This is a genomic window from Tenacibaculum agarivorans (genome assembly GCF_001936575.1).
GTDB lineage: Bacteria > Bacteroidota > Bacteroidia > Flavobacteriales > Flavobacteriaceae > Polaribacter > Polaribacter agarivorans.
Genome location: NZ_MSMP01000009.1, coordinates 1 through 23,969, shown reverse-complemented (window position 1 = coordinate 23,969; position 23,969 = coordinate 1). Strand labels below are relative to the sequence as shown.

Sequence of the window (23,969 nt, the reverse complement as noted above, 5' to 3'; positions counted from 1 at the left end):
TTAGTGACTAAAATTAGTAAAAGTAAACCGAATAGAAAATCTTGTGAGAATTTTGGAAGTAGGACAGGAGTGGTAATTAATTTTTTGCTTTTATTTTGGAGAGAACAATTGCTACTTTTTCATGTAATTGGATTTCTCCGTTTAATCTTAAAACCTCACAGTCTAATAATTTAATCCATTCATTATGAATTTTCAATGATCTACCTTTAAAATCAGGATTTTCATATTGATTTGCCCATGCTAAAAAGGCTTTTGAGTTTTCTTGAATTTGTGTATCAGTGATAAGCTTTTCTCCATACCGCTCAGCTTCACGCTTTTTTAGACGTTCCATCCTTATAGTATTTTCCAATCGAATAAAAATGACTAAATCAAAAGCTGTTAACCATTCTTTACCCCAACTAATCATTGAACCGCTTATTATTACATTTTCAAAACGTTCAAAATCTTTTTTTAGATATTCATTTCTTTTAAGTAAAGGTACTTTTCTTTGAAAAGGAGGATTGGTTTTTTCCCAATAATAATCATCAGCGTCTAAATGTTTAAAATCAGTCTTTTTTTCAATCTCACTTCCCAAAGTTGTTGTTCCAGAACCAGAAGCGCCAAAGATTAAAATTTTCATTTTGATTTTTTTTTGGTTTGAGACATGTTTTAGTAAGAAGAAATACAAATGTACAACACGTTAAAGGTGTATGTTTTTACTACGCCATCCTCTTTTTTCAATGCTTCTTACATTTTCAGCATCTTTTATAGTTTTTAGAAATTTCGATAGTACAATTAGCTCGTTGTCATTTTGATTTCCTTCAAACGGTGAAATATAAATGGCATTTCCAAAATTGTCTCTTGTTTTTTCAGGAGAATCATCCACAATCAAACATTTTTCAAGTTTAAAACCTTGTTTTTTGACTTTTTTGAGTCTCTTTTCACGGATATATTTGTCCAATTCATAGTCCCGCCTAATAGTACAACGACTTCTAGCCCAAATAAATTCAAATGCTATTTCAGCTGGTTTTATGATCTCGACAATACCATTTACATATTCATCATCAGCAGATGACCAAATCGCAAGTTTGTAGTGCTGATTCATTTCTCTTAAAAACTCGATTAAATAAGGTCGTTTATATACATAGTATTCTGCATACATAAAGTCTGCTACAACGTTAAGTTTTTTCTCAGTAGCGTGAATTAAGGTTTCATCTAAATCTAGGATTAATAGTATTTTCTCAGTTTCGTTCAAATGATTTGTTATACTTTATATTATAGCAAGTGGTTGATTAATTTAATTATAGGTTGGTATTAGATATAATGAATGGTATTTATTTTTTTTCTTTCTTAGGACTTCCAGTCGTTGAACTTGAAACTGAATTAACTTGTTTGTCTAATATTTTAATTATGATTGATTTCAGATCATCATAGTTAAAGTCTTCAGGAATAAATCCAAAGGTTGAATGAACACCATCTTTATCCATTCCTATAGCATATTTTGGACCTCCTAACTCAACTGAAATGGGTGAGTTTTCAGTTTGAATAGTAAATTCCGTTTTTCCTTCTTTATTAGTTACGTAAAAAACATGTTTATAATATAATTTCCCTTCTTTAACAGCAAATCTTTCATAAGCAAGGATCAGTTTGTCTTGCCATTCAAATTGATCGAAACAAAACATTTGTTTTAGATTATCATCTAAAATACCTTTATCATAAGCTTGGTATAACTTTTCTTTCAAAGGTTTAACTTTATCATATTCTTTCTTTCCCTAAAGAACTTGAATCAACTTTGCAATAGAATGATAATCATCTGGATCTAATTCTAAAAGTTCTTTATATGCAGATTTAGATTTATCATAGTCTTTATTTAAGAATTCATAAAGTCCAATATTATATAAAGTATTTATATACATATCGGATTCTTTAGAGATATTTTCTTTTGATTTATAAAAGGCTTTTAATGCTTTTTGAGGTTGATTTAACTCAATATATATTTGAGGAATCATTGTGAAAGGGCGGTCAATTGGTTGATTTTTCTCTGTTGCTGTTTTATATGCAGAAAGAGCCTCTTCATATTTTTTTTGATTAAAATATGAATCACCTAAACCACTAAAATAATTTGAATTCGTTGTATCTAAATCAATAGCTTTATTGAATGATTTAATCGCTTTATGAAACTGTTCCATGAAGTTAAATGTCATTCCTTTGATAAAGTATACATCTGGGGCGGTCTTATCCTTTTGTATAGATAGATCCATTAATTCAAGTACTTTACTATCATTGGCTTTCATGTAGTAAGCCATGGCTATATAATAAATTGCTTTAGCAGGATATTCTTTTACTTTTTCTGAGTATTCAGAGATGATGTGATCATATCTCTTCTGTTCATATGCAATTTTAAGATCAGCTGTAATGTTCTCTTGAGCATAATTAGTTAAACTTAAGAAACAAATTGTCAATGTAAGTAGTATCTTTTTCATAATTTAATTTTAATATCAAAATTACAAAAAAAATGTCATCAGAGTATCGGGTAGAAATAATTCTATAATCTTTCAAACTGTAATTTCACACCCTTATCAATCAATTAAAATTAAACTTTGAATTTCAGTAGGAATCATAATCATTATGACTGTTTTTTTTAGAACATTTATTTTTCTATCTGCTGTATTGCGTCTTTATATAAAGTTATCATTAATTCCTCTTGTCCTGTCAATTCCCAAAATCGTAATTGAAATTGTGTTAGGACTTTATTTAGATTGTTCATATCATGAGATGCTGTATCAAAATAATAATCCAGAATATTCATAATGGTTCGTTCAGCCAAAACTTCCTGCATGGTATATACATGAGTTAGTTTTTGAATTGTCTCGTAGTCAAATTCAGTAATTATTCCTGTTGTTTTTGCTGATTCCCAAGCTGTATTTGTTAGTATTGCATTGATTAAAGGTTCATTATTCGTTAAAACTCCAAGGTTTAAATAATCATATTTTGTTAACTCTGTTTTAATACTATCAGCTTGTCCATCAATTACATGTGTGATTCTATTTTTTATTGCTGTATGTTTTTCTTTCCAATTCCTTAGTATGGATTGATTCGTATACAATTCTATAAGTATACTTTCTTTAGCTATTTTTTTCTTTTGATTTACCTGACGATTTTCAAATGATTTATTGATAAATAAGGCAAAAAGGACACTAAAAACAATTAATAGGCCTTCTCCAAAATATTTTTTGATGTTAGATTTCATTATTTCTTAGTATTATACTTACTGTTTTTGCTAAGAAATCATTTGTTGATTTTTACTTAGTTAGTTTATAAATATACCTAAAGTTTTCTCATTTTTAGTTAACAATTGATATGAAGCTTTTTCAAATTCTTTTTTATCATTTAATTTGTCATAAGGTTTTATAGATTAATAATAGTCAATTATTACAACTCCGATGATTACAATTATTATATGATTTGATAAAACAAAATAGCGATTAATTCATACTTAAATCGCTATTATTTATTAGTAATCATAGGAATTAATTTTTTAATTGAATTCCATAATTTGTCCATCCGCAGGAATTATAGTTTTTTCTATCAATCCTCTATTTGTGAGTTCTAAAGCTAATTCTTCTCTTGTAATTGGGCAATGATTAACGGCCTCTAAATGATTGGCAATAACCATATCAGGTGCATTATTAATAAACCGGACAATGTCTTCCATTTTCATTAATAATGGTTGGAAAAGATCCAATTGTGCTCGTCCACTAGCAACTACACTAATATCAGGTTTATAGTCTGATAATACTTTATGAACATCGTCAGTATAAATAGTATCAGCACTAATATAAATAGATTTCTCATCGGGTAGTTGGATATAAAACCCCATCACGTTTCCCATTAGTTTTACTATAAATCTGTAGCCATGAACTGCAGGAATACCTTCAATTGTTCCACCTAAAAATTCAGAAGACTTCCAGTAATCAACTACTTGAGTCACATTTAAACCACGTTTACGAAGTGTTTTCTCATCTTTTACACTACATATTACAGGAGTGCTTTTCGTCTTTAATAGAGTTTCAGCATATGTATCTAAATGGTCAGGATGTAAATGCGTGATTAAACAATGAGTGGTTTTATTTATAATATCCATTGCATTAGCTGGTAAATCAAGAATTGGATTTCGTTTGGGTTTATACCTAAATAAGGTAAATGAAGGTCCAGCTGTACCTTTTGCTCCTAACATAGGATCAACCAAAATTACTTTATCGTTGGATTCTATAACCATTGTAGCATTTCTCAAATGATGTATTTTCATAATATTATCTTCTTAGAGAGACAAAATTAGAGAGCTAATTGATGAACTACATTGATTTGAATCAAGAAATACGTTTACGTATTCGACTCAATGTTTCTGGGGTAATATTTAGGTAGGAAGCAATATGATATTGTGGAATAGTTTGTAACCAATTAGGCTTATAAATTAATAACTCACGGTATAACTCTTCAGATGATTTTGTAATTCTATTATACTCAAAAAGCTCTTTTTGTTTTAAGAGTTTTTGAAATGATAATTCAATAAATGATTTTCCGCATTTGTGCTTATTCAAAATTTTTCTAAATGAAACTTTATCAATAACTAATAACTCTACATCAGTTAATGTTTCTTGATATTTTTTTGTTTTTGTATCGTTTATAAATGAGGATAAATCAGTAATAAACTGTGGTTTTGTATAAAAATTGATATTGATTTCCTTATCAGTAGATGCATAATATTCTCGAATAATTCCTTTGTTCAAAAAACACAATTGTTGTTGTTTACTATCTGCTTTTAAAATTAGGGTATTCTTTTTGAATTCTTTTACACTGAATAAATCTAATAACTCTTTTAAACCTTCTTGATTTAGAGGATATTGAGTTTTAAAAAATGATGTTATTTCAGATGTATCTATGTTCATTTTTTTAATTGAAGAGTATGAGAATGTATGTAAGACAAACTTTACATAAATATACTCTTTTGTATTTATTCAATATCGCTACACTAAATTTTTTTATATAAATAGAGGATATTGGATGAATTGAAATGTTATTAAATAATTTTAAAAAGTTACGCTCTTATACAGCTTTAGTCATTTCCAATTGTTCTTTAAATGCATTGATTTCTTTAGATCTTCTATTCTTAAGTTTATAAGAATAAAATAATTTTTGGTTGATGGGGACTAATGTCTTGAATGGTATTTTAATTGTCTTATATTCTAATTCTTTTTCGCATAAGTGTTTAGGTACAATACTAAAACCTTGACTGTGTTTTATAGATTCTATAATATCTATATAAGATGGTAAAATGTATCTAGGAATAATTTGGGGAGATGTATTAAACCTAGCTTCCCAAAACTTTTTTATATCATCTTGTTCATTGTTAAAAGTAAACCAAGTTTGTTTTTGTAACCATTTAATGAGTTGTTTTTCATTTTGGTTTACATCTTTTGGAATTTCAATAGTATTTGAGCAGATTAACACAAGTTCTTCATTTTTTAAAAAATCAAATTCATGATTGTAGGTAAAATGTTTTTTTATTCCTACAAGTAATTGAATTGTATCCATCTCTAGCGCTTCAATCAATTCTTTCTCATTACCAAAACGAGTAACTATATACATGTCAAAAGAATATATAAAAGGCATTAATTCTTTTTTGAAAAAGTCAGTTGTACAGCCAATGGTTATGGCATAGCGTTGTTTTTTAACTCTTTGACTTGAATAATGTTCTACCTTTTCTAGTTCTTGAAGTGGAGCAGTAATTTGAGAATAAAAAAACTTACCATACTCTGTTGTAGTTAATTTACGCGTAGTTCTTTCAAATAATTTTTTTCCAATATGATGTTCTAGTGCTGCTAAATGTTTACTAACCCCAGGTTGAGTCATGTTTAATTTTTTAGAAGCTTCTGTTATGTTTTTACATTCATAAATAGCGCTAAAAGTTCTTAACCACTCTAAATTAATCATAACTATAGTTATTAATTGTTAAACTAAAATAATTAAAATTATTAATAACCTCTAGTTACTTTTGACAAAAAAATAAATCATGACAAAAACATTAGTAATTAGGTATACGCCTAGAAAAGGATCTTATACAAAAACGTTGTTCGATGAGTTTATTAAGCTAACTAAAGGAAAAACTGAACTAACTGAAGTAGACTTATCTGAAACTCCTCCAGATTTATTGTTAGTAGAAAACCTCAATTTAATAATGGATTGGAATAATGGAAAGAGAAATTTTTCAGAATCGGAGCTCTCTATTTTGTCAAACCATCATGAATACATAAATCAATTACTAAGAGCAGATTATGTTGTTATAGCTTTTCCTATTTATAATTTTACATTACCTGCTACTGTTAAAGCTTGGGTTGATGCTATTGTAGTGAGTGATAAAACATTTTCTTTTAGTCCTGAAACTGGATTTATAGGGCTTTGTAACGATAAAAAAGCTTTATCAATTATTGTTAGTGGTTTTGATTATAGTGATTCTGAAGATATAAAAGAATATGCTTCATCAACAATAAAACAGAATTTTGATTTTATTGGAATACCATTAGAACAAATTTCTGCTTTCGGCGTCGACCAAAATAGAGATCGATTAGAATCAATTTTAGATGTAGCTAAATTGGAGATTAAAAGCATAGTAAATAAATGGTTTCCTAATGAGAGTTAATAGACAATTGTTATTTACTTAATTTTTCAATTTTAGGTTTTAGAGAATCTGATGAGTAAGAATGATATTTTGATTGACAACTCACGTAAATTATTCGATTAGATTTTTGTACAGTGTAATCATAATTTTTGTCATTGAAAATATCAATCCTATCTGTAAACTCAATAATTGAGTCTATTTCATGTTTTTTCTTTTTGGCAATCGAATCGTTTTTGAAATAAAGTTCTGAAATATTAAATTTTACAAAATCATTGCCACCTTTTCTAGTGGGATATTTTCTTTCAATAGTATAAGTAATCTTTTTTATGTTTGGTGCTAAAATTTGTTTTACAATTTTGTGTTCAGGATAGCTATTTTTTGCTTCATAAGCAATAAATTTAGTAGAATCTTGAGTAAATGACTTTACAGTGTAATTTTCGTCTTTTAATAAATTCAAAGTGTGGTAAAAAAAATCTGAATGATTATTATAATCAAAAGTTTTCTTTGTTTCTGGTTTTGTGTATGTTTTTTCTTCACCCACAACCCCAATAAACTTTAAATATTCATTTTCTGTCTCATAAATAAGTAATAGTTCACTTTGTGTTAAGTTAATTCCTTCTTGATTCAAGGCATATTTTACAAGATTATTAAGATCCAATTCGAAATTTGATTCAGTGTTATTTTTCGAATTTGAATTGTATGAAATTAGTCCGATTTTATCCATATAACTTTCTTCAACAAGTAAAGCATTACGAATTAAATTCATATCAAAACTATTATTTTTCAGTTTCAGGGTGATAAAACAGGTTGCTTCATCTATATCATAAATTTCTCTCCCAGTATTATTTTCGTTTAAAAAACATTTAGGCTTATTTTTACAACCAAAAAATAAAAAGAAAGCCAGAATAAGTACCTTTTTCATAGATTATAGTTTAGTTATTAAAAATTATTATTTTGTAGAATATACTTTGTATAACTTTTTAGTGACTAAGTCAAATATACTTTTTTACATTAATAATAAAAAAATTGAGTCCAGAGAAAAATAATGATTTTTTACAAGATTCCCCATGTACACCACTGAATTTTGTTAAACTATCAAGACGAACATCATAAGTATTCTAGAGTTCATAAACTTTTTTGTAGCTTTAGCTTTTAATCAACTATTTTACTAATGAAGAGAATTTTTGCGTTCTGTGTCACTGCAGTATTTTTATACAATTGCAAACCAACAACAGAGAACACTACACTAAAAACAACAATAAATACAACACTTTCTGAAGAACAAAAGAAAGATAGTACTAACGTAAAGCATTTTTTTAACACTGCACTAACCGAAGGAAAATCATACGAATGGTTGCGTGATTTAACCCAAAATATTGGTGGTCGTTTATCAGGTTCTCCTGAAGCAGCTAAAGCAGTAGTTTGGGGAGAGAAATTGATGAAAGAAATTGGACTAGATTCAGTATGGTTGCAACCAGTAATGGTACCACATTGGGTAAGAGGAGAAAAGGAACAAGCATACTACACAGTAGATGGAAAACAAAAAAATGTGCCAATTTGTGCGCTTGGATTTTCAATAGCTACACCAAGTTCTGGAGTAAGAGGAAAAGTAGTAGAAGTAAAAAGTATAAAAGAAGCAGAAGCCTTAGGAGATAAATTAAAAGATAAAATTGTGTTTTTTAATGGAGCTTTTGATAATACTTTAATCAATACATTTGAGGCTTACAGTGGTTGTGTTGGACAACGTTTCTCTGGAGCAAGAGTCTGTGGTATAGCTGGAGCTAAAGGAGTAATAGTACGTTCTATGACTAATGGTATTGATGATTATCCACATACTGGAACTATGGGGTATGGAGATATTTCTAAGGAACAGTACATTCCAGCAGCAGCAATTAGTTCTAGAGCAGCAGAAAATTTAAGTAGGGATTTAAAAGAGAATCCAGACATAGAGTTTTACTTTAAACAAAGTTGCAAAACTTTACCTGATGCTCCTTCACATAATGTTGTGGGTGAAATTAAGGGTACTGAGCAGCCTGAGAAAATTATTGTTGTAGGTGGACATTTAGATTCATGGGATTTAGGAGAAGGTGCGCATGATGATGGAGCAGGTGTAGTGCAGTCTTTGGAAGTGGCGTATTTATTTAAAAAGAATAATATTAAGCCGAAAAACACAATTAGAATAGTGTTTTTTATGAATGAAGAAAATGGAACTCGTGGAGCAAAAGAATATGCAAGATTAGCGAAACAAAACAACGAAATTCATATTGGAGGGTTAGAAAGTGATTCGGGAGGACATACACCTAGAGGTTTTGCAATTGATGCTAACGAGAAAAATACGGCTTTGGTCCAAAGTTGGAATAGATTATTAGCTCCTTATGGTTTACATGATTTAATAAAAGGGTATAGTGGAGCTGATATTAAGCCCTTAAAAGACGATCATATTACATTAGTAGGCTATAAGCCAGATTCGCAACGTTATTTTGATTATCATCATACATCAATAGATACTTTTGATAAAGTAAATAAAAGAGAATTAGAACTAGGAAGTGCTTCTATGGCAAGTTTGGTGTATTTGATGGATAAATATTTATATACAGAAGAAAAAGTTAAGCCTTAAAACTTATGGAATATCTGTATTTAGCACTAAAGTTTCTAATGGCGAGTTTATTTATTTTAATAGGAATCCACCATTTTAAGAAACCTAAATTTTATTATCCTATAATTCCAGATTTTTTCCCAAAAAAAATGGTAACCTACATTTCTGGTATTGTTGAGCTAGTTTTAGGAATAGGGTTATTCATTACTGCATATGAAAAACAAGCTGCTTTTGGAATTTTTATTTTGATGCTTATTTTCCTCCCTTTACATGTTTGGGATATTACAAGGGAAAAACCAGCTATGGGAAGTAAGAAAAATGCCTACATCCGATTACTAATTCAATTTGGACTTATAGCTTGGGCTTGGTTCATTTATTCTAAAGAAATTATATAAAATGAAAAAACTAATAATAATATCACTATTCAGTCTGCTAGCCTTTTCATGTCAACAAAAGGAAACGGTAGACCTCATAATAAAAAATGCAAAAGTATATACTGTAAATTCCAATTTTGATACAATGGAAAGTTTTGCAGTTAAAGATGGAAAATTTGTATCAGTAGGATCGACTACTGAAATTAATAAGAAATATGCGTCAACTCATAGTATAGATGCAGAAGGAAAAGCTGTATATCCAGGTTTTATAGATGGACATTGTCATTTTTATCGTTTTGGATTACAATTACAAAAAGTAGATGTAACAGGAACAAAAAGTTACGATGAAGTATTACAAAAACTTGTTGATTTCCAAAAAGAAAAAAAGCTTCCTTTTATTACAGGTAGAGGTTGGGATCAGAATGACTGGGAAGTGAAAAAATTTCCAACAAAAGAAAAATTAGATAACCTTTTTCCTAATACTCCTGTAGCCATAACTAGAGTAGATGGACATGCTATGTTAGTCAATCAAAAAGCATTGGATGTTTCTGGAATTACAGCAGATTTGAAAGTAGAAGGAGGAGAATTTATAAAAGAGAAAGGAAAGCTCACAGGGGTACTAATAGACAACGCTATGGACTTTGTTAAAGTTCCTTCGGCTACAAAAAAAGAACAAATTCAAGCTTTATTAGATGCAGAGAAAATCAACTTTTCTTATGGGTTAACGACTGTAGTTGATGCTGGTTTAGGACAAGAAACTATTGAGTTGATTGATAGCTTACAACAAACTGAAGCCCTGAAGATGAGAATATATGCAATGGTATCTGCCACACAGCAGAATTTAGATTATTATATTAAGAAAGGAATTATAAAGACAGACCGATTGAATGTTCGTTCTTTTAAAGTATATGGTGATGGGGCTTTAGGATCTAGAGGTGCAGCAATGAAAAAGCCATATAGTGATAGAGAAAATCATTTTGGAGCTTTAATTTTTTCTCCTGATCGATATAAGGAAATAGCCAGACAAATAGCAGATTCAGAATATCAAATGAATACACATGCTATTGGAGATTCTGCAAACTATTTAATGCTAAAAACCTATCAAGAAGTATTGAAAGGAAAAACAGATAGACGTTGGAGAATAGAACATGCGCAAATAGTAGATCAACCTGATTTTGATATGTTTAAAAATGTGATTCCTTCTATACAACCTACTCACGCAACTTCAGATATGTATTGGGCAGAAGATAGAGTAGGAGCAGAACGTATTAAAGGAGGTTATGCATTTAAACAGTTATTAAATGTATATGGAAAAGTGGCGTTAGGTACAGATTACCCGGTTGAAAAAGTAAATCCTTTTTTAACTTTTTATGCTGCGGTAGCTAGAAAAGATCTAAATGATTATCCGAAAAACGGTTATCAAATGGAAAATGCATTAACAAGAGAAGAAACGTTAAAAGGAATGACGATTTGGAATGCATATGCAAATTTTGAAGAAAATGAAAAAGGAAGTATTGAAGCTGGAAAGTTTGCTGATTTTATTATGTTAGATCAAGATATTATGTCAATTGATATTAATAAAGTTCCTAAAACTAAGGTGTTAGAAACTTATCTTAATGGAGAAAAAGTAAACTGATAAGACTAAAAAAATGGAATATATTTAGTATCTTTATAGGTGAATGATATAAGATAAAAGTAACTGTACATGCAGTTGTAAAACATGTGAATTTGAAAATTGTTCAAAACATATTTGCCCCAACTGTATTAGCGAAAATTATCATTGTTAACATTTAAATTAAATAGTTAAAAAAGGGTTATAATTATTATTTCTATGTAAGGAATTTAATTATAACCCGTTTTTTATAATATGAGATCAATATTTTTATTCGTATTACTATCAATAGCCAACATTAATGTTGTTTCAGGACAACAAACAGCAAAAGAGGCTTTACAAAAACTAGCGTTTTTAACAGGAAATTGGAAAGGCACTTCAACATCATTCTCTGATAAAGGAGAAAAAAAAGTAACAGTAGAGGAGAAGGTAGATTTTCTTATGGATGGAGAAATGTTAGTGTTGAATGTAAAATCCCCATGGATTAAATTACACACGATAATAGTATATAGTGAAAAGAGTGGTAAATATTATTATTATCCTTTTACTAAAGACGGAAATAAAAAAGGCTATGAAGGAAAATATAATGAAGGGAAGTTTCTGGTGTATTTTAATGAAACTACAAGACTTACTTTTACTAAAACAGCTAAAGGAGAATTCCATGAGTTTGGAGAAAAACGTTTAGAGAATGGGAAATGGGAAAAGTATTTTGAAGATATTCTATCGCCTAATTTAACTCAGATTAAAAAATAAATTTTAATTTTTTTGCATCTTTTTTGTGTTTCACAAGTCTACTATATGAATTTTAAAAATCAATAGATATGAAATATAAAGCACAATGCACATGTGTATGTGAAGGATGTAAAACAGGAGATTGTTCAAATTGTACTTGTGAAAACTGTATGTGTTCAAGCTGTACTTGTTAAATAATTATCATATCACTTCGAGTGGATCCTAAATTATTTAGAAAGATGTATTAATATCGCTAAAACTACTATGGTCTAATGATTTTATAGATTTCTCTTATAGTTTAAACACTCGAAGTGATATGTTTTTTACTAATTTTGTTGTTATGAGTACACAAGATATTTGGACTACTTACAGTAATGATTTAAGACGTTTTATTATTAGTAAAACAAAAGACGAAGTAAGTGCTGAAGATATACTTCAAGATGTTTTTATCATAATCCATAGTAAATTAAGTACTTTACAAAACTCATCCAAAATAAGGCCATGGATTTTTTCAATTACCAGAAATATAATCTACGATTATTTTAAATCGAATGGTAAAATAGTAATATTAGATAATATTGAATTGGAAGATGAATTTGAAGATCAGAAACATACTGAAAAAGATTGCCTTGCTGGTATTATAAAGAACTTACCTAAAAAATACAGAAGTCCTCTATTTTTGTATGATATTAAAGGAGTAAAACAAAGAGATATTGCAGATCAATTAAAACTATCTTTACCAACAGTGAAATCACAAATACAAAGAGCTCGTAAAATGATTGCACAGGGATTTATGGATTGCTGTGGTTATACATTAAATGAACATGGAAAATTGGTAGGAGAGCTTCAAGAAAAAGAAAATTGTAAAATCTGTGGTTAGTAGTTTAATAGTTAAAGAAAAAGTAGCTCATATCTTTAAGAGTATTACTCTTAATTCAAACGATCTTGAGTTTATAACTAAAAAATTTGTACTTATTCATGTGAAAAAAGGAGAATTACTAATTCAACAAGGGGAAGAAGTAACTTCACAATTCTATGTAGTCGATGGTTGTTTACGAACATATCAATTAGAAGAGTCTGGCAAAGAATCTACTATTCAGTTTGCTATACAAGATTGGTGGATCAGTGATTATATTGCATTATGGACTCCTCAAAAATCGGTGTTGAATGTAGCTTGTATTAAAGAAGCTAATCTATTAAAGATTTCAGCAGAAGATTTAGAACAGATTTACAACACTATACCAGAAGTAGAAAGCTTTTTCAGAAAAAAATTAGAAAAAGCTTTTGTGCGTCAAGAAAAAAGAATTTTGTCCATTCTTACAAAATCTGCTAAAGAAAGGTATTTAGATTTCTTACACACCTATCCAAATATAGAAAAACATTTGAAAAATTATCATATCGCTTCTTATTTAGGCATTACAACTGAAAGCTTAAGTCGCATCCGTAAAGAAATAGCTAAAAGTTAAGTTATTTACCATAGATCAATTTTTATCTAAAATCCTACATTTACTTTTGTGGTATAAATTAAAAACACTCAATAATGAAAAAAGTTTTATTTGTACTTACAAGCCATGATACATTAGGAAATACTGATAAGAAAACAGGTTTTTGGGTTGAAGAATTTGCGTCTCCCTACTATTATTTAGCAGATAATAATATAGATATTACATTAGCTTCTCCAAAAGGAGGTCAACCTCCAATCGACCCTAATAGTGAACTACCAGATTTTCAAACTCCAGCAACGGAACGTTTTAATAAAGATACTACACTTCAGGAGAAGTTAGCCAATACACACACATTAGGGAGTGTAAAAGAATCTGATTATGATGCGATTTTTTATCCTGGAGGTCATGGACCATTATGGGACTTGGCAGAAGATAAAGACTCAATTCGTTTAATAGAAGATTTTTACAACAATAGTAAACCTGTTGCTGCGGTTTGTCATGCTCCAGCTGTATTAAAACATGCAAAAAGTAATAATGAACCTTTGGTAAAAGGGAAAAAAGTAACTGGATTTAGTAATACAGAAGAAAATGCTGTACAACTTACTGAAGTAGTACCGTTTTTAGTAGAAAATATGCTGCAAGAAAATGGAGGTGAATATTCAAAATCAGAAGATTGGCATCCATATGCTGTAGAAGATGGTTATTTAATAACAGGACAAAATCCTGCTTCTTCAGAATTAGTAGCCGAGTTTTTATTGAATAAATTAGAGACTAAAAATTAATATACAGTCAAAATAAAACACACTAAACCACCTAAATATTTAGGTGGTTTTTATTTTATGTAGAATTTAAGAGTTCATTAGTGTTAAGCTAGATTAAAAATATATAGTACTTTTATATAGTATTATTAATAGATCATCTTTTTTATATTGCTTACCTAATGGATGCAACGCCACTTATTACATATATCAACAAAATTGTTGAGCTTACTAAAGAAGAAGAACAGATTGTTAAGGAATTGATTCATTACAGAAGATATTTAAAAGATCAATATGTTGTGCAACAAGGAGATGTTTGTAAACATGTAAATTTTATAATTAAAGGTTGTACAAAAACATGTCATGTAGATGCAAATGGACAAGAACACATTGTAATGTTTTCTATAGAAGATTGGTGGACTTCAGACATTGGAAGCTTCATAACACAAAATCCGGCTGATTATAACGTACAGTGTATAGAAAATACCGAGCTGATTCAGTTAAATTATAACGTAAGAGAAGAGTTATTTGCTAAAGTACCTAAATTAGAACGCTTTTTTAGGACAATAACAGAGCGAGCTTTGGTGGCTTCACAAGAAAGAATCGTACGTAATTTTAGTAAAACAGCTAAAGAAAGATACTTAATTTTTAAGAAAAATTACCCAGTAATAGAACAACGAATTCCTCAGTATATGATTGCTTCTTACTTAGGTATAACAAAAGAATTTCTAAGTAAAATTAAAAGTCAATTAGTACAAAACTCAAAAAGTTAAACTAGTTTAACTTCATTTGATAAACTAGTTCATTTTTCATTTCTCCTTGTATTTAGAAATTTGCTATGTAATTAACATAGTAAAGAAAATAAATTATGAAATCAATGTTTAAAAGTTTAGCAAGTGTAGTGCTAATAGCATTTATAGGATTATCTTTTACCACACTAGATAAAGGTAAAAAAGAAGTTAATACTACAACAAGTTCAGTAGAGTGGAAAGCATACAAAGTCACAGGTTCTCATAAAGGAACAGTTGCTATCAAGTCAGGTTCGTTAGATTTTACAGGTGATAAATTAACAGGAGGATCTGTTACCATAGATATGACTTCTATTAATACCACTGATTTAACCGGAGAATACAAAGGAAAATTAGATGGACACTTAAAGTCTGGAGATTTCTTTAATGTAGAAAAGTTTACTACATCTACTATTGTATTTAAAAAAGTAAAAGCTTCTGGAAAAAATGCTTATGCAGTTACAGCAGATTTAACGATTAAAGGAATTACTAAAAAAGTGAAATTTGATATTTCTATTTATGGGAAAAAAGCAACAGCTTCTTTAAAAGTAGATAGAACGCAGTTTGATATTAAATATGGTTCTTCTAGTTTTTTCGATAATTTAAAAGATAAAGCAATCTATGACGAGTTTGATTTAGTTGTTGATTTAGAATTAAAATAAGATTTAACTTTAATCTAATTTTAGAGCATCATTCAGAAAAATAATTTTTGGATGATGTTTTTTTATACATTTAAAACGAATTTATGTATAATGAATAGATGACATCATTAGAAGAATTTTATCATGAAAAAGAAGAACCAGTAAAAGGGTGTTTACTGGCATTGAAAAGTATTATTTTAAATTATAATACAGACATTACCCATAAATGGTATTACAGATTACCATGTTTTATGTATAAGAAACAGATATTTTGTTATTTATGGATTGATAGAAAAACTAAAACCCCTTACATAGCTATCGGAAAAGGTATAAAAGTTGATCATCCTGATTTAATTAAAGGTGACAGAACATTTACAGCACAATTGATGATTAATCCAAATGAAGATATTCCAATCGAAACAATTCACGATATCTTTGATCAAGTAATGGATTTATATTAAAGCTATGTAGTTTAATTGAAAACTTTAAAAACTTTACTAAAATTATTACTAGATATTTTAACGAAAATAATTCCTTCAGTAGAGTTGAAATTAGATAGATCTAAAGGAATAGTATTTTTTCCATCTTGTGTTGTGGTAGTATAAGAGAAAAAAGATTGTCCGATCACATTAAATATTTCAATTTTAATATCTTGTTGTTTTTGTAAAGTAATTTCTAATGTAATATTATTGTCCGTAGTTGGGTTAGGATACAATTTAAATTGGGATTCATAACTTTTAGTCAACTCATTATCAGATGTACTTAACGTATTTCTTGGGAATACTAAGTCAGGGTATTTACTGGCAAAAGAATTAGTAGCCTCATAAATTTTTGCAGATTTCCCAAACTTATCATTTTCTAAACCATTTCTCCAAGGTAACATACCAGCAAAACCATTAAGATAAACAGCTTCATAAGCATTAGCCAAACTTATATCAAAATCACAGTTTGTACAAGTACAGTTGCATTCGTTATTAGGTAAATCTTGTCCTGGATATTCACTAATAATAACCGGTTTTGTAACACCTGGATATAAATCTGAAACTTTTTCATCAAATGGTGCTCCTGTACTTTGCCATTGATACCAGTGCATAGAATAAAAATCTAAATAGGCTTTAGAATCTTTAAATTGCGCTTGTAAAATAGCGTCAGTAAGATTGTCTCCAGTGTGAGCAATACCAGACCAACCATTATATCTGCTACTATTATAAATGTTCCACTTAGATCCTACAGTAACTAAAGTACTAGAAGAAATATCATGAATTTTTGCTGCACACCTTGCAATAAAACGAACTACATGGTTTCTAGTAATTTGGCCATCTACCCAGTTATTGGCGTTTTCCCACATGTGTTCAGGTTCATTAATAATATCAAAAGCAAATACGTATGGATTGTTTTTATAACGTTCAACTATTGGCCCTAAGAAATTATCTACATAACTAGTTAGTTTATTGGTATCTCTTAATACATTGCGATGTTGTTGAAACTGATCGCTACCTACATGTCCAGATCCAGTTCTTATGACCATGTCAAAAGACCATAATGTAGGTAATACATATATTTCTTGCTGTACAGCTTCATTAATAACAGCGTCTAAATGTTGATAGAATCTTGTGGAAGGAGATAAAACAAAACCATTAGAATCGTAAAGAGGACTATGATTACCAATGCTATGTATCCAAATTCTAGCCGTATTAACTTTATTTTGTTTCATTTTTTTAAATTCATCTTTCCAGAATTTAAGTTCAAAATAATCAGTGTCAATAAAGTCAATTCGAAAATAAGGATCGTTTTGCCAAGGACTATTAATACCATTCAAAAAAAGCTCTTGACCATTGACTTGAAATTTATTCCCGTTTATAGTAATCTTTTGTGTGTGAGATATTTTTATCATTAGAATTAACGATAAAAAGAGCAGGGTTTTATTCATGTTATTCCACTTTACATAAATTAAAAAACAACACCTTTTTATTATGAGGATGAACTTATGTTATAATAGTTTTAAGGGATTATATGATAACTTATTAAAAAGGTGTTGAATTATAACTTACACGAGCTAATTTATAAATAAAGCAAAAAAGCACACTATTTATTCATGATTTGCGCGTAAATGGATATATTTTGATAAGAAAATTAAAAAAACGAATGCTTTTTGATTTTTAAGTGCTTTATTTTTAACGTGTTATTATCTTCTTCTTTTCTTTTTAAATCCTTTATTGCGTCTTCTAGATTCTTTTACAGGAGTAACAGTATCGTTAAAAGTATTTTTTGTTTTACCAGGTTTGTTTTTTCGCCAAGAATTATCTTCTGGAAGTAATTTCTTAACCAAATCAGTTTTACCAACTTTAGTTAATGTATCTTTAATCCACTTTCTATTTTCTTTTTTGTACCAAAAGAAGAATTTATGTTGATCTAATTTTTCTTGACGCGTTTTTGCAGTTTTAACTGGTTTTAAAGTGTATGGATGATAACCGCTATAGTATATTACTGTAGCAACAGTCATTGGAGTAGGAGTAAACCCTTGTACTTGCTCCAATTGGAATCCCATATCTTTCGTCTCAGCAGCCAAATTTGCCATATCCTCAGGTTCACAAGCTGGATGACTAGAAATAAAGTAAGGAATTAGCTGTAATTTTAATTTGTTCTTTTTGTTCAAACGGTCAAAACGATCCTTAAACTTATGAAAATACGTAAAAGATGGTTTACGCATTAGTTTTAGTACAGGATCAGAAGTGTGTTCAGGAGCAACCTTTAAACGACCCGATACATGATTTTTCATCACTTCCTCGGTGTAATCATCTAATTCTTTCGGATCAGCATTCTTATTGAATTCGGGAACTAACATATCATGTCGAATTCCACTTCCAATAAATGATTTTTTAACTTTTGGATGTGCGTCAACGGCTTTATATAATTCCGTTAATGGTTTATGAGAAGTATCTAAATTACTACAAATTACAGGCGAAATACAAGATGGGGCTACACATTTATCACATATAGACTGTATTTTTCCCTTCATCTTGTACATGTTTGCTGAAGGACCACCAATATCAGATAGGTAGCCTTTAAAATCATCCATTTGTGCTACTTGATCTACTTCTTTCAACACAGATTCTTGACTTCTACTAGCGATAAACTTTCCTTGGTGAGCAGAAATCGTACAAAAACTACATCCTCCAAAACACCCTCTATGAATGTTAATAGAGAACTTAATCATTTCAAAAGCAGGAATCGGTCCACGTTTGTTATACTTTGGATGAGGTAAACGAGTATAAGGTAAATCAAAAGAAGAATCAATTTCTTTTTCTGTCATTGTTGGAAACGGTGGATTAATTACCAGCTGTTTATCTCCAATATTCTGAAAAATTCGTCGTGCTATTAATTTATTAGACTCTTGTTCAATAATCTTAAAGTTAGAAGCAAAAGTCTTTTTATCTTTTAAACAAGCCTCATGAGAAGCAATTTCTACATCTTCCCAATTTTTGTTCTTTGGAGTTTTTTCATCAGGTTGTACTAAAAAAGCAGTTTGTTTTATGGTACGTAAACTAGAAAAAGGAACTCCCTTTTGAAGTAATTCTACAATTTCACGTAAAGGTTGTTCACCCATTCCATATACAAGCATATCTGCTTTTGAAGTTTCTAAAATGGAAGGCAAAAGTTTATCTGACCAATAATCATAATGTGTAACTCTACGTAAAGAAGCTTCTATTCCTCCAATAAGAACAGGAGTATCAGGAAATTTATCTTTTAATATTTTAGTGTATACAGAGGTAGCATAGTCAGGTCTAAATCCAATATCACCATTGGGTGTATAGGCATCTTTATCTCGTTTTTTCTTGTTGGCAGTATAATTACTCACCATAGGATCCATACAACCACCAGTAACAGCAAAAAACAAACGAGGAGTACCTAGTTTTGTAAAATCCTGTAAATTATCATTCACATTAGGTTGAGGTACAATAGCTATCCTCAATCCATAACTTTCTAAAATACGTCCAATTACAGCAGGACCAAATGATGGATGATCTACATAAGCATCTCCACTAAACAAAATTACATCCAATTCATCCCAACCTCTAAGTTTTACTTCTTTGTTTGTAGTTGGTAACCAGTCAGAAAGTCTTCTTATCCTCATATGTTGCAAAAATACGTTAATATTGTTGAAATCATTATATTTACTTTCTACAAACAGATATAAAATTGGGGGAAAATTGTAAAAATTGCGGGTATTTGCTTGATGCCGAAGCACATTTTTGTGAAAATTGTGGTGCAAGAGTCATTAAAAATAGAATCACAACAAAGTTTTTATTTTCAGAACTTTTAACAAGTTTGGGTTGGGACAGCCTTTATTTTAGAACGCTAAAAAAGATGTTTTTCAAACCACAAGATGTATTGGTTGAGTATATTGGAGGAACTAGAAGAAAATATATTAATCCTTTTTCACACCTACTTATTGGTGTTGCATTATTGTTAACAGTTATGAATATTTTCAAGAAAGATTTTGATAATATTATGTACGCAATAAATAAAAATCAAGTTGAAATTGCAGAAAAAGACCTATCGAAACTTGAAGGTACTATTTCAGAGAAAGAGATGAAAGATTTAAAAAGAAAACAAGAAAGTGCTCAGGTAGGGTTACAATTTGGAGGAAGTTTTCTTAAGTATTTTAATGTAGTCGCATTACTTTTTATACCAGTTTTAGCTCTTATTAGTAAGTTAACATACAGAAAACCGCATAATTATGGTGAACACATTGTAATTAATAGTTATTTGTACGGCACATCGATGTATTTTTCTACCATTTTATTGCTTATGGCAGTATTTATACATCCCAAAATTTATTTTGCGAGCAGTTTTGTTTTTATGTTTTATTATTTACTTGTATTAAGTAAAATGTATAAACATTCTTTTGGAACAGCACTACTTAAATTATTACGTTTTTTATTATTTTTTATCCTTGTAGTGTTGGCTGTTATACTTATTACAAGTGTAATTGTAATAGTAGTAGCATTATTCAATAAAGTACTATTGAAATAGTGTAAGCTTTGTAATAAGATTTATTTTATAATGGTATGTGGTACTTTACTTAAATCCCAATCAATAACCAATCCACCAGCTATAGCTTTTGTAGTTTCTATATCATATAAATGTTCACATAAATATAATGCAGCTTCAAAAGATCTAGCCCCACCAGCTGAAGTAATATATTTACCATCGTGAACAAAAAGAACTTCTTTTCTAATGTCTAAGTTAGGAAACATAGTACGCATTTTATCAATATCAGAAGGGAAAGTAGTAGATACCCTATTATTTAATACACCTGCTTTAGCTAGTACAAAAGCGCCATCACAATGAGAAGTAACAAATTGTGCCTCTGTATCTACTTTTTGAACAAAAGCAATCATTTTTTCATTATCTAAATCTGTATCTAAATGATGTTCCGCACTTGGAACCACTAAAATATCTATTTTAGGTAAGCTGTCTTTTAAGTAATTAAAATCAGGAATAATTTTCATGCCTTCAAATGTAGTAACAGGTTTATCAGTATCTGCTACTGTAAAAACGTTCATAGCTTTTATACCTTTTCTAAAAATTGTATGTTGAAAAATATCAAAAGGGGCAGTAAGTTCTGTGTTATATGTTCCATCCATAATTAAAAATGCAACATTGTAACGATTAGGATCCAACTTAGGAAATTCTTTGGTAGTAGTAATAGTTTGCTTTTCTTCTTTTTCTATTTGTTTAGTGTTACAGCTTATTAAAAATACAATAGAAAAAGAGAAAACTAGTCTTGTAAAATTATTCATCATAAAGCTAAGGTATTAAAATCAATCTGTTTTTTATCTTTACTGAATTAATTAATCAAAAAAGACATGAAAATTTTTTTAAAAGTATTTCTACTATCATTGTGTATTATGAGTTGTAAAACTTCCAAAAAGGAAGAAGCGCAAAAAGAAGATACCTATGTTCAAGATAACTATACCAAAAAGGAAGTAAAAATAACGATGAGAGATGGTGTGAAGTTACACGCCACCATCTATTCTCCAAAAGATACGACCAAAACGTATCCTATCTTATTACAAAGAACACCTTACAGTTGTAGACCTTATGGTGAAGATAAATTTAGAAAGCGAATTGGTCCAAACCCTAATTTAATGAAAGAAGGGAACATAATAGTGTATGAAGATGTTAGAGGACGTTGGATGAGTGAAGGAGTATATGATAATATGAGAGCATATATTCCAAATAAAATAGAAAAACAAGCAGATGAAACTACAGATACTTACGATACTATAGATTGGTTAGTGAAAAATGTAAAACATAATAATGGTAAAGTAGGTACATGGGGAATTTCATATCCTGGTCATTATGCTACTGTATCTACTATTGATGCACATCCTGCTTTAAAAGCAGCTTCTCCACAAGCTTGTATTGGAGATTTTTTCTTTGATGATTTTCATCATAATGGAGCTTTTTTATTGAGTTATTTTAGAGCAATATCATTATTCGGAACCTATAAAGATCAGCCTACAGATTCAGCTTGGTATTCTTTTCCAAGTATGAAAACTCAAGATCAGTATCAATTCTTTTTAGATAAAGGACCATTGAAAAATTTAAATGAATATTTTCAATATGATAAACTAGATACTAAAGTAACTGGAAACAAGGAACAGATTGATGATTTCTTTTGGAAAGAAATTGTAGAGCACCCAAATTATGATGCTGTATGGAAGAGTAAAGGCATTATACAACATTTAAACAAAGTTCCTTCTACAGTAGCAACAATGATAGTTGGAGGTTGGTTTGATGCTGAGGACTTATATGGACCATTGGAAACGTATAAAGGAATAGAAAAACACCAACCTAATAATTATAATACTTTAGTTTTTGGACCTTGGGATCACGGAGGATGGTCTAGAAGTAAGGTGAAAACTACAGTAGGAAACTACTATTTTGGAGATTCTATTTCATTAAACTTTCAAAAAGATATCGAAACAAAATTCTTCAATCACTTTTTAAAAGGAGACGGAAAACCTAAGTCAAGTTTACCGGAAGCTTATGTATTCGATACAGGAAAAAAAGAATGGAAATCGTATGATGCTTGGCCACCTAAAGGAATGGAAAAACAATCTTTTTATTTATCAGAAGACGAAGTATTGAGTGCAACCCAACAAGGAAGTACTAAAATTCAATTTGTAAGTGATATAAAGCGTCCTGTACCGTATTCTGAAGATATTAAAACGGTATTTACACCAAGAAAATACATGACAGATGATCAGCGTTTTGCAGCTCGTAGGCCAGATGTATTAGTTTTTGAAACTGATGTGCTTACTGAAGATTTTACATTGGCTGGAGATATTTTAGCAAAACTAAAGGTAGCTACTACTGGAACTGCAGCAGATTGGATTGTAAAGGTAATTGATGTGCATCCTGCAGATTTAAAGAATGATAATGAAGATATGCAATCGCATACTAAACTAAGTAACTATCACATGATGGTGCGTAGTGAAGTACTACGTGGACGATTTAGAAATAGTTTTACTACGCCAGAACCTTTTACACCAAACAAGAAAACTGATGTAAATGTTAAATTGCAGGATGTTTTCCATACGTTTAAAAAAGGACATAAATTACAGATTCAAGTACAGAGTACTTGGTTTCCTTTAATAGATTTAAATCCACAAACTTATGTGGATAATATCTATAAAGCAGATAAAAAAGATTTTAAAACACAAACGCATACTGTATTCACTGATTCTAGTATTGAGTTTTCGGTGTTAAGATAATAGTGTTGAATTGATGAAAAAGTGTTTTTTACTTTTTGAAATTGTAGTAGTAATTATATTAACTTCTTGTAAAAGCCCAGTGAAATCTGACATGATATTAGCTGGAAATATGTCAAGATATGATAATAGTGCCATTGACAAGCAGGAAAATGTTGTGTTACATGCAGTTCAAAAGTTAAATAAAAAGGAATCTTATTATTTTTTTAGAGACGAAGAAAGTAATAATTGGCAATCAGTAGAATTGTATTGGTACAAAGAAGATGAGTTTCGATACGATTTAATTACAGATACGGATTTATGTGTGTATAAAGTAGGTGGTAAAGGAGTATTTAAGAGTAAGAATATATATACAGTTTTAGATCATCCAATTATAAAAGAAATTCATTTCAATAAAAATAAAACAATTTTAAGTTTAGTATGTAAATTTCCTTCAGTTCACGATGAATGTGAACCTATTGAAGATATTCAAATGAAATTGACTAAAAAATATAAATTTTAAAACATAAAAAATCCCGAATGAGCTACTAAAACATTCGGGATTTTGTTTTCACAAAATATAATAATAACAAAACTTTATT

Annotated in this window: 26 protein-coding genes; 14 read left to right on the top strand and 12 right to left on the bottom strand. The window is 29.5% G+C overall.

Annotated features, from left to right (window positions below):
* Window positions 1–76 precede the first annotated feature (76 nt).
* From BVC87_RS08360 to BVC87_RS08325, 8 genes are all read right to left on the bottom strand, one after another.
* Window positions 77–619, bottom strand: coding sequence for an AAA family ATPase (locus BVC87_RS08360; protein ID WP_075341915.1), 543 nt, complete (start codon window positions 617–619; stop codon window positions 77–79).
* A 60-nt stretch (window positions 620–679) separates the two neighbouring features.
* The gene (locus BVC87_RS08355) at window positions 680–1,234 is read right to left on the bottom strand and encodes an NIF family HAD-type phosphatase (protein WP_099098844.1); all 555 of its coding nucleotides are present in this window, start codon (window positions 1,232–1,234) and stop codon (window positions 680–682) included.
* Window positions 1,235–1,313: 79 nt separating this feature from the next.
* Complete coding sequence (locus BVC87_RS08350; RefSeq protein WP_075341914.1) at window positions 1,314–1,721, bottom strand: hypothetical protein; 408 nt, start codon at window positions 1,719–1,721, stop codon at window positions 1,314–1,316.
* 30 nt (window positions 1,722–1,751) lie between these two features.
* Window positions 1,752–2,462 carry a tetratricopeptide repeat protein gene (locus tag BVC87_RS08345; protein WP_075341913.1) on the bottom strand — a complete coding sequence of 237 codons (711 nt, stop codon included), beginning with the start codon at window positions 2,460–2,462 and terminating at the stop codon, window positions 1,752–1,754.
* A gap of 167 nt (window positions 2,463–2,629) precedes the next feature.
* On the bottom strand, window positions 2,630–3,229 hold the full coding sequence (locus BVC87_RS08340; RefSeq protein ID WP_075341912.1) for a hypothetical protein: 600 nt from the start codon (window positions 3,227–3,229) through the stop codon (window positions 2,630–2,632).
* A gap of 288 nt (window positions 3,230–3,517) precedes the next feature.
* Window positions 3,518–4,288 carry an MBL fold metallo-hydrolase gene (locus tag BVC87_RS08335; protein ID WP_075341911.1) on the bottom strand — a complete coding sequence of 257 codons (771 nt, stop codon included), beginning with the start codon at window positions 4,286–4,288 and terminating at the stop codon, window positions 3,518–3,520.
* Window positions 4,289–4,349: 61 nt separating this feature from the next.
* Window positions 4,350–4,928, bottom strand: a complete 579-nt coding sequence (locus tag BVC87_RS08330; RefSeq protein ID WP_075341910.1) for a Crp/Fnr family transcriptional regulator — start codon at window positions 4,926–4,928, stop codon at window positions 4,350–4,352.
* A gap of 157 nt (window positions 4,929–5,085) precedes the next feature.
* Complete coding sequence (locus BVC87_RS08325) at window positions 5,086–5,973, bottom strand: LysR family transcriptional regulator (RefSeq protein ID WP_075341909.1); 888 nt, start codon at window positions 5,971–5,973, stop codon at window positions 5,086–5,088.
* A 79-nt stretch (window positions 5,974–6,052) separates the two neighbouring features.
* Between BVC87_RS08325 and BVC87_RS08320 the strand changes: the two genes are divergently transcribed.
* Window positions 6,053–6,679, top strand: a complete 627-nt coding sequence (locus BVC87_RS08320; RefSeq protein WP_075341908.1) for an NAD(P)H-dependent oxidoreductase — start codon at window positions 6,053–6,055, stop codon at window positions 6,677–6,679.
* Window positions 6,680–6,689: 10 nt separating this feature from the next.
* Here BVC87_RS08320 and BVC87_RS23685 read toward each other — a convergent pair whose 3' ends face one another.
* Window positions 6,690–7,580: a hypothetical protein gene (locus BVC87_RS23685; protein WP_075341907.1), complete on the bottom strand. Its 891-nt coding sequence runs from the start codon at window positions 7,578–7,580 to the stop codon at window positions 6,690–6,692.
* A 249-nt stretch (window positions 7,581–7,829) separates the two neighbouring features.
* Here BVC87_RS23685 and BVC87_RS08310 point away from each other — a divergent pair, with 249 nt between their 5' ends.
* From BVC87_RS08310 to BVC87_RS08265, 10 genes are all read left to right on the top strand, one after another.
* Entirely contained in the window at window positions 7,830–9,275 is a 1,446-nt protein-coding gene (locus BVC87_RS08310; protein WP_083629346.1) for a M20/M25/M40 family metallo-hydrolase, read from the top strand.
* 5 nt (window positions 9,276–9,280) lie between these two features.
* Window positions 9,281–9,649 carry a DoxX family protein gene (locus tag BVC87_RS08305; RefSeq protein WP_075341906.1) on the top strand — a complete coding sequence of 123 codons (369 nt, stop codon included), beginning with the start codon at window positions 9,281–9,283 and terminating at the stop codon, window positions 9,647–9,649.
* A 1-nt stretch (window position 9,650) separates the two neighbouring features.
* Entirely contained in the window at window positions 9,651–11,264 is a 1,614-nt protein-coding gene (locus BVC87_RS08300) for an amidohydrolase (protein ID WP_075341905.1), read from the top strand.
* A 231-nt stretch (window positions 11,265–11,495) separates the two neighbouring features.
* Window positions 11,496–11,993, top strand: coding sequence for a hypothetical protein (locus BVC87_RS08295; RefSeq protein ID WP_075341904.1), 498 nt, complete (start codon window positions 11,496–11,498; stop codon window positions 11,991–11,993).
* Between the two features lie 319 nt (window positions 11,994–12,312).
* Entirely contained in the window at window positions 12,313–12,852 is a 540-nt protein-coding gene (locus BVC87_RS08290; protein ID WP_075342043.1) for a sigma-70 family RNA polymerase sigma factor, read from the top strand.
* Window positions 12,845–13,438 carry a Crp/Fnr family transcriptional regulator gene (locus BVC87_RS08285; RefSeq protein WP_234974650.1) on the top strand — a complete coding sequence of 198 codons (594 nt, stop codon included), beginning with the start codon at window positions 12,845–12,847 and terminating at the stop codon, window positions 13,436–13,438. The genes BVC87_RS08290 and BVC87_RS08285 overlap by 8 nt, the downstream gene beginning before the upstream one ends.
* A gap of 74 nt (window positions 13,439–13,512) precedes the next feature.
* On the top strand, window positions 13,513–14,199 hold the full coding sequence (locus tag BVC87_RS08280; protein WP_075341903.1) for a type 1 glutamine amidotransferase domain-containing protein: 687 nt from the start codon (window positions 13,513–13,515) through the stop codon (window positions 14,197–14,199).
* A 158-nt stretch (window positions 14,200–14,357) separates the two neighbouring features.
* Window positions 14,358–14,948 (top strand): Crp/Fnr family transcriptional regulator, encoded by a 591-nt coding sequence (locus BVC87_RS08275; RefSeq protein WP_075341902.1) that lies wholly within the window; start codon window positions 14,358–14,360, stop codon window positions 14,946–14,948.
* Between the two features lie 95 nt (window positions 14,949–15,043).
* Window positions 15,044–15,625, top strand: coding sequence for a YceI family protein (locus BVC87_RS08270; RefSeq protein WP_075341901.1), 582 nt, complete (start codon window positions 15,044–15,046; stop codon window positions 15,623–15,625).
* A gap of 98 nt (window positions 15,626–15,723) precedes the next feature.
* Window positions 15,724–16,065: a DUF1801 domain-containing protein gene (locus BVC87_RS08265; protein ID WP_075341900.1), complete on the top strand. Its 342-nt coding sequence runs from the start codon at window positions 15,724–15,726 to the stop codon at window positions 16,063–16,065.
* Between the two features lie 11 nt (window positions 16,066–16,076).
* On the opposite strand, the gene BVC87_RS08260 is transcribed toward BVC87_RS08265, so the two are convergent.
* Entirely contained in the window at window positions 16,077–17,498 is a 1,422-nt protein-coding gene (locus tag BVC87_RS08260; RefSeq protein WP_075341899.1) for a T9SS type A sorting domain-containing protein, read from the bottom strand.
* Between the two features lie 291 nt (window positions 17,499–17,789).
* Window positions 17,790–19,739, bottom strand: coding sequence for a YgiQ family radical SAM protein (locus tag BVC87_RS08255; RefSeq protein WP_075341898.1), 1,950 nt, complete (start codon window positions 19,737–19,739; stop codon window positions 17,790–17,792).
* A gap of 65 nt (window positions 19,740–19,804) precedes the next feature.
* Here BVC87_RS08255 and BVC87_RS08250 point away from each other — a divergent pair, with 65 nt between their 5' ends.
* Entirely contained in the window at window positions 19,805–20,641 is an 837-nt protein-coding gene (locus BVC87_RS08250; protein WP_075341897.1) for a DUF3667 domain-containing protein, read from the top strand.
* 20 nt (window positions 20,642–20,661) lie between these two features.
* Here the strand turns inward: BVC87_RS08250 and BVC87_RS08245 are convergent, their stop codons facing one another.
* Window positions 20,662–21,411 carry a DJ-1/PfpI family protein gene (locus BVC87_RS08245; protein ID WP_075341896.1) on the bottom strand — a complete coding sequence of 250 codons (750 nt, stop codon included), beginning with the start codon at window positions 21,409–21,411 and terminating at the stop codon, window positions 20,662–20,664.
* 66 nt (window positions 21,412–21,477) lie between these two features.
* Between BVC87_RS08245 and BVC87_RS08240 the strand changes: the two genes are divergently transcribed.
* Together BVC87_RS08240 and BVC87_RS08235 are read left to right on the top strand one after the other, a co-directional pair.
* Complete coding sequence (locus BVC87_RS08240; RefSeq protein WP_075341895.1) at window positions 21,478–23,391, top strand: CocE/NonD family hydrolase; 1,914 nt, start codon at window positions 21,478–21,480, stop codon at window positions 23,389–23,391.
* A gap of 13 nt (window positions 23,392–23,404) precedes the next feature.
* Complete coding sequence (locus BVC87_RS08235) at window positions 23,405–23,890, top strand: hypothetical protein (protein ID WP_075341894.1); 486 nt, start codon at window positions 23,405–23,407, stop codon at window positions 23,888–23,890.
* Window positions 23,891–23,969: the final 79 nt, after the last annotated feature.

Bases quoted from the DNA above. Each gene is read 5' to 3' on its own strand.
- BVC87_RS08360 (WP_075341915.1), bottom strand. From the start codon at position 619: ATGAAAATTTTAATCTTTGGCGCTTCTGGTTCTGGAACAACAACTTTG.
- BVC87_RS08345 (WP_075341913.1), bottom strand. From the start codon at position 2,462: ATGAAAAAGATACTACTTACATTGACAATTTGTTTCTTAAGTTTAACT.
- BVC87_RS08340 (WP_075341912.1), bottom strand. From the start codon at position 3,229: ATGAAATCTAACATCAAAAAATATTTTGGAGAAGGCCTATTAATTGTT.
- BVC87_RS08335 (WP_075341911.1), bottom strand. From the start codon at position 4,288: ATGAAAATACATCATTTGAGAAATGCTACAATGGTTATAGAATCCAAC.
- BVC87_RS08330 (WP_075341910.1), bottom strand. From the start codon at position 4,928: ATGAACATAGATACATCTGAAATAACATCATTTTTTAAAACTCAATAT.
- BVC87_RS08325 (WP_075341909.1), bottom strand. From the start codon at position 5,973: ATGATTAATTTAGAGTGGTTAAGAACTTTTAGCGCTATTTATGAATGT.
- BVC87_RS08320 (WP_075341908.1), top strand. From the start codon at position 6,053: ATGACAAAAACATTAGTAATTAGGTATACGCCTAGAAAAGGATCTTAT.
- BVC87_RS23685 (WP_075341907.1), bottom strand. From the start codon at position 7,580: ATGAAAAAGGTACTTATTCTGGCTTTCTTTTTATTTTTTGGTTGTAAA.
- BVC87_RS08310 (WP_083629346.1), top strand. From the start codon at position 7,830: ATGAAGAGAATTTTTGCGTTCTGTGTCACTGCAGTATTTTTATACAAT.
- BVC87_RS08305 (WP_075341906.1), top strand. From the start codon at position 9,281: ATGGAATATCTGTATTTAGCACTAAAGTTTCTAATGGCGAGTTTATTT.
- BVC87_RS08300 (WP_075341905.1), top strand. From the start codon at position 9,651: ATGAAAAAACTAATAATAATATCACTATTCAGTCTGCTAGCCTTTTCA.
- BVC87_RS08295 (WP_075341904.1), top strand. From the start codon at position 11,496: ATGAGATCAATATTTTTATTCGTATTACTATCAATAGCCAACATTAAT.
- BVC87_RS08290 (WP_075342043.1), top strand. From the start codon at position 12,313: ATGAGTACACAAGATATTTGGACTACTTACAGTAATGATTTAAGACGT.
- BVC87_RS08280 (WP_075341903.1), top strand. From the start codon at position 13,513: ATGAAAAAAGTTTTATTTGTACTTACAAGCCATGATACATTAGGAAAT.
- BVC87_RS08275 (WP_075341902.1), top strand. From the start codon at position 14,358: ATGGATGCAACGCCACTTATTACATATATCAACAAAATTGTTGAGCTT.
- BVC87_RS08270 (WP_075341901.1), top strand. From the start codon at position 15,044: ATGAAATCAATGTTTAAAAGTTTAGCAAGTGTAGTGCTAATAGCATTT.
- BVC87_RS08265 (WP_075341900.1), top strand. From the start codon at position 15,724: ATGACATCATTAGAAGAATTTTATCATGAAAAAGAAGAACCAGTAAAA.
- BVC87_RS08260 (WP_075341899.1), bottom strand. From the start codon at position 17,498: ATGATAAAAATATCTCACACACAAAAGATTACTATAAACGGGAATAAA.
- BVC87_RS08255 (WP_075341898.1), bottom strand. From the start codon at position 19,739: ATGAGGATAAGAAGACTTTCTGACTGGTTACCAACTACAAACAAAGAA.
- BVC87_RS08245 (WP_075341896.1), bottom strand. From the start codon at position 21,411: ATGAATAATTTTACAAGACTAGTTTTCTCTTTTTCTATTGTATTTTTA.
- BVC87_RS08240 (WP_075341895.1), top strand. From the start codon at position 21,478: ATGAAAATTTTTTTAAAAGTATTTCTACTATCATTGTGTATTATGAGT.
- BVC87_RS08235 (WP_075341894.1), top strand. From the start codon at position 23,405: ATGAAAAAGTGTTTTTTACTTTTTGAAATTGTAGTAGTAATTATATTA.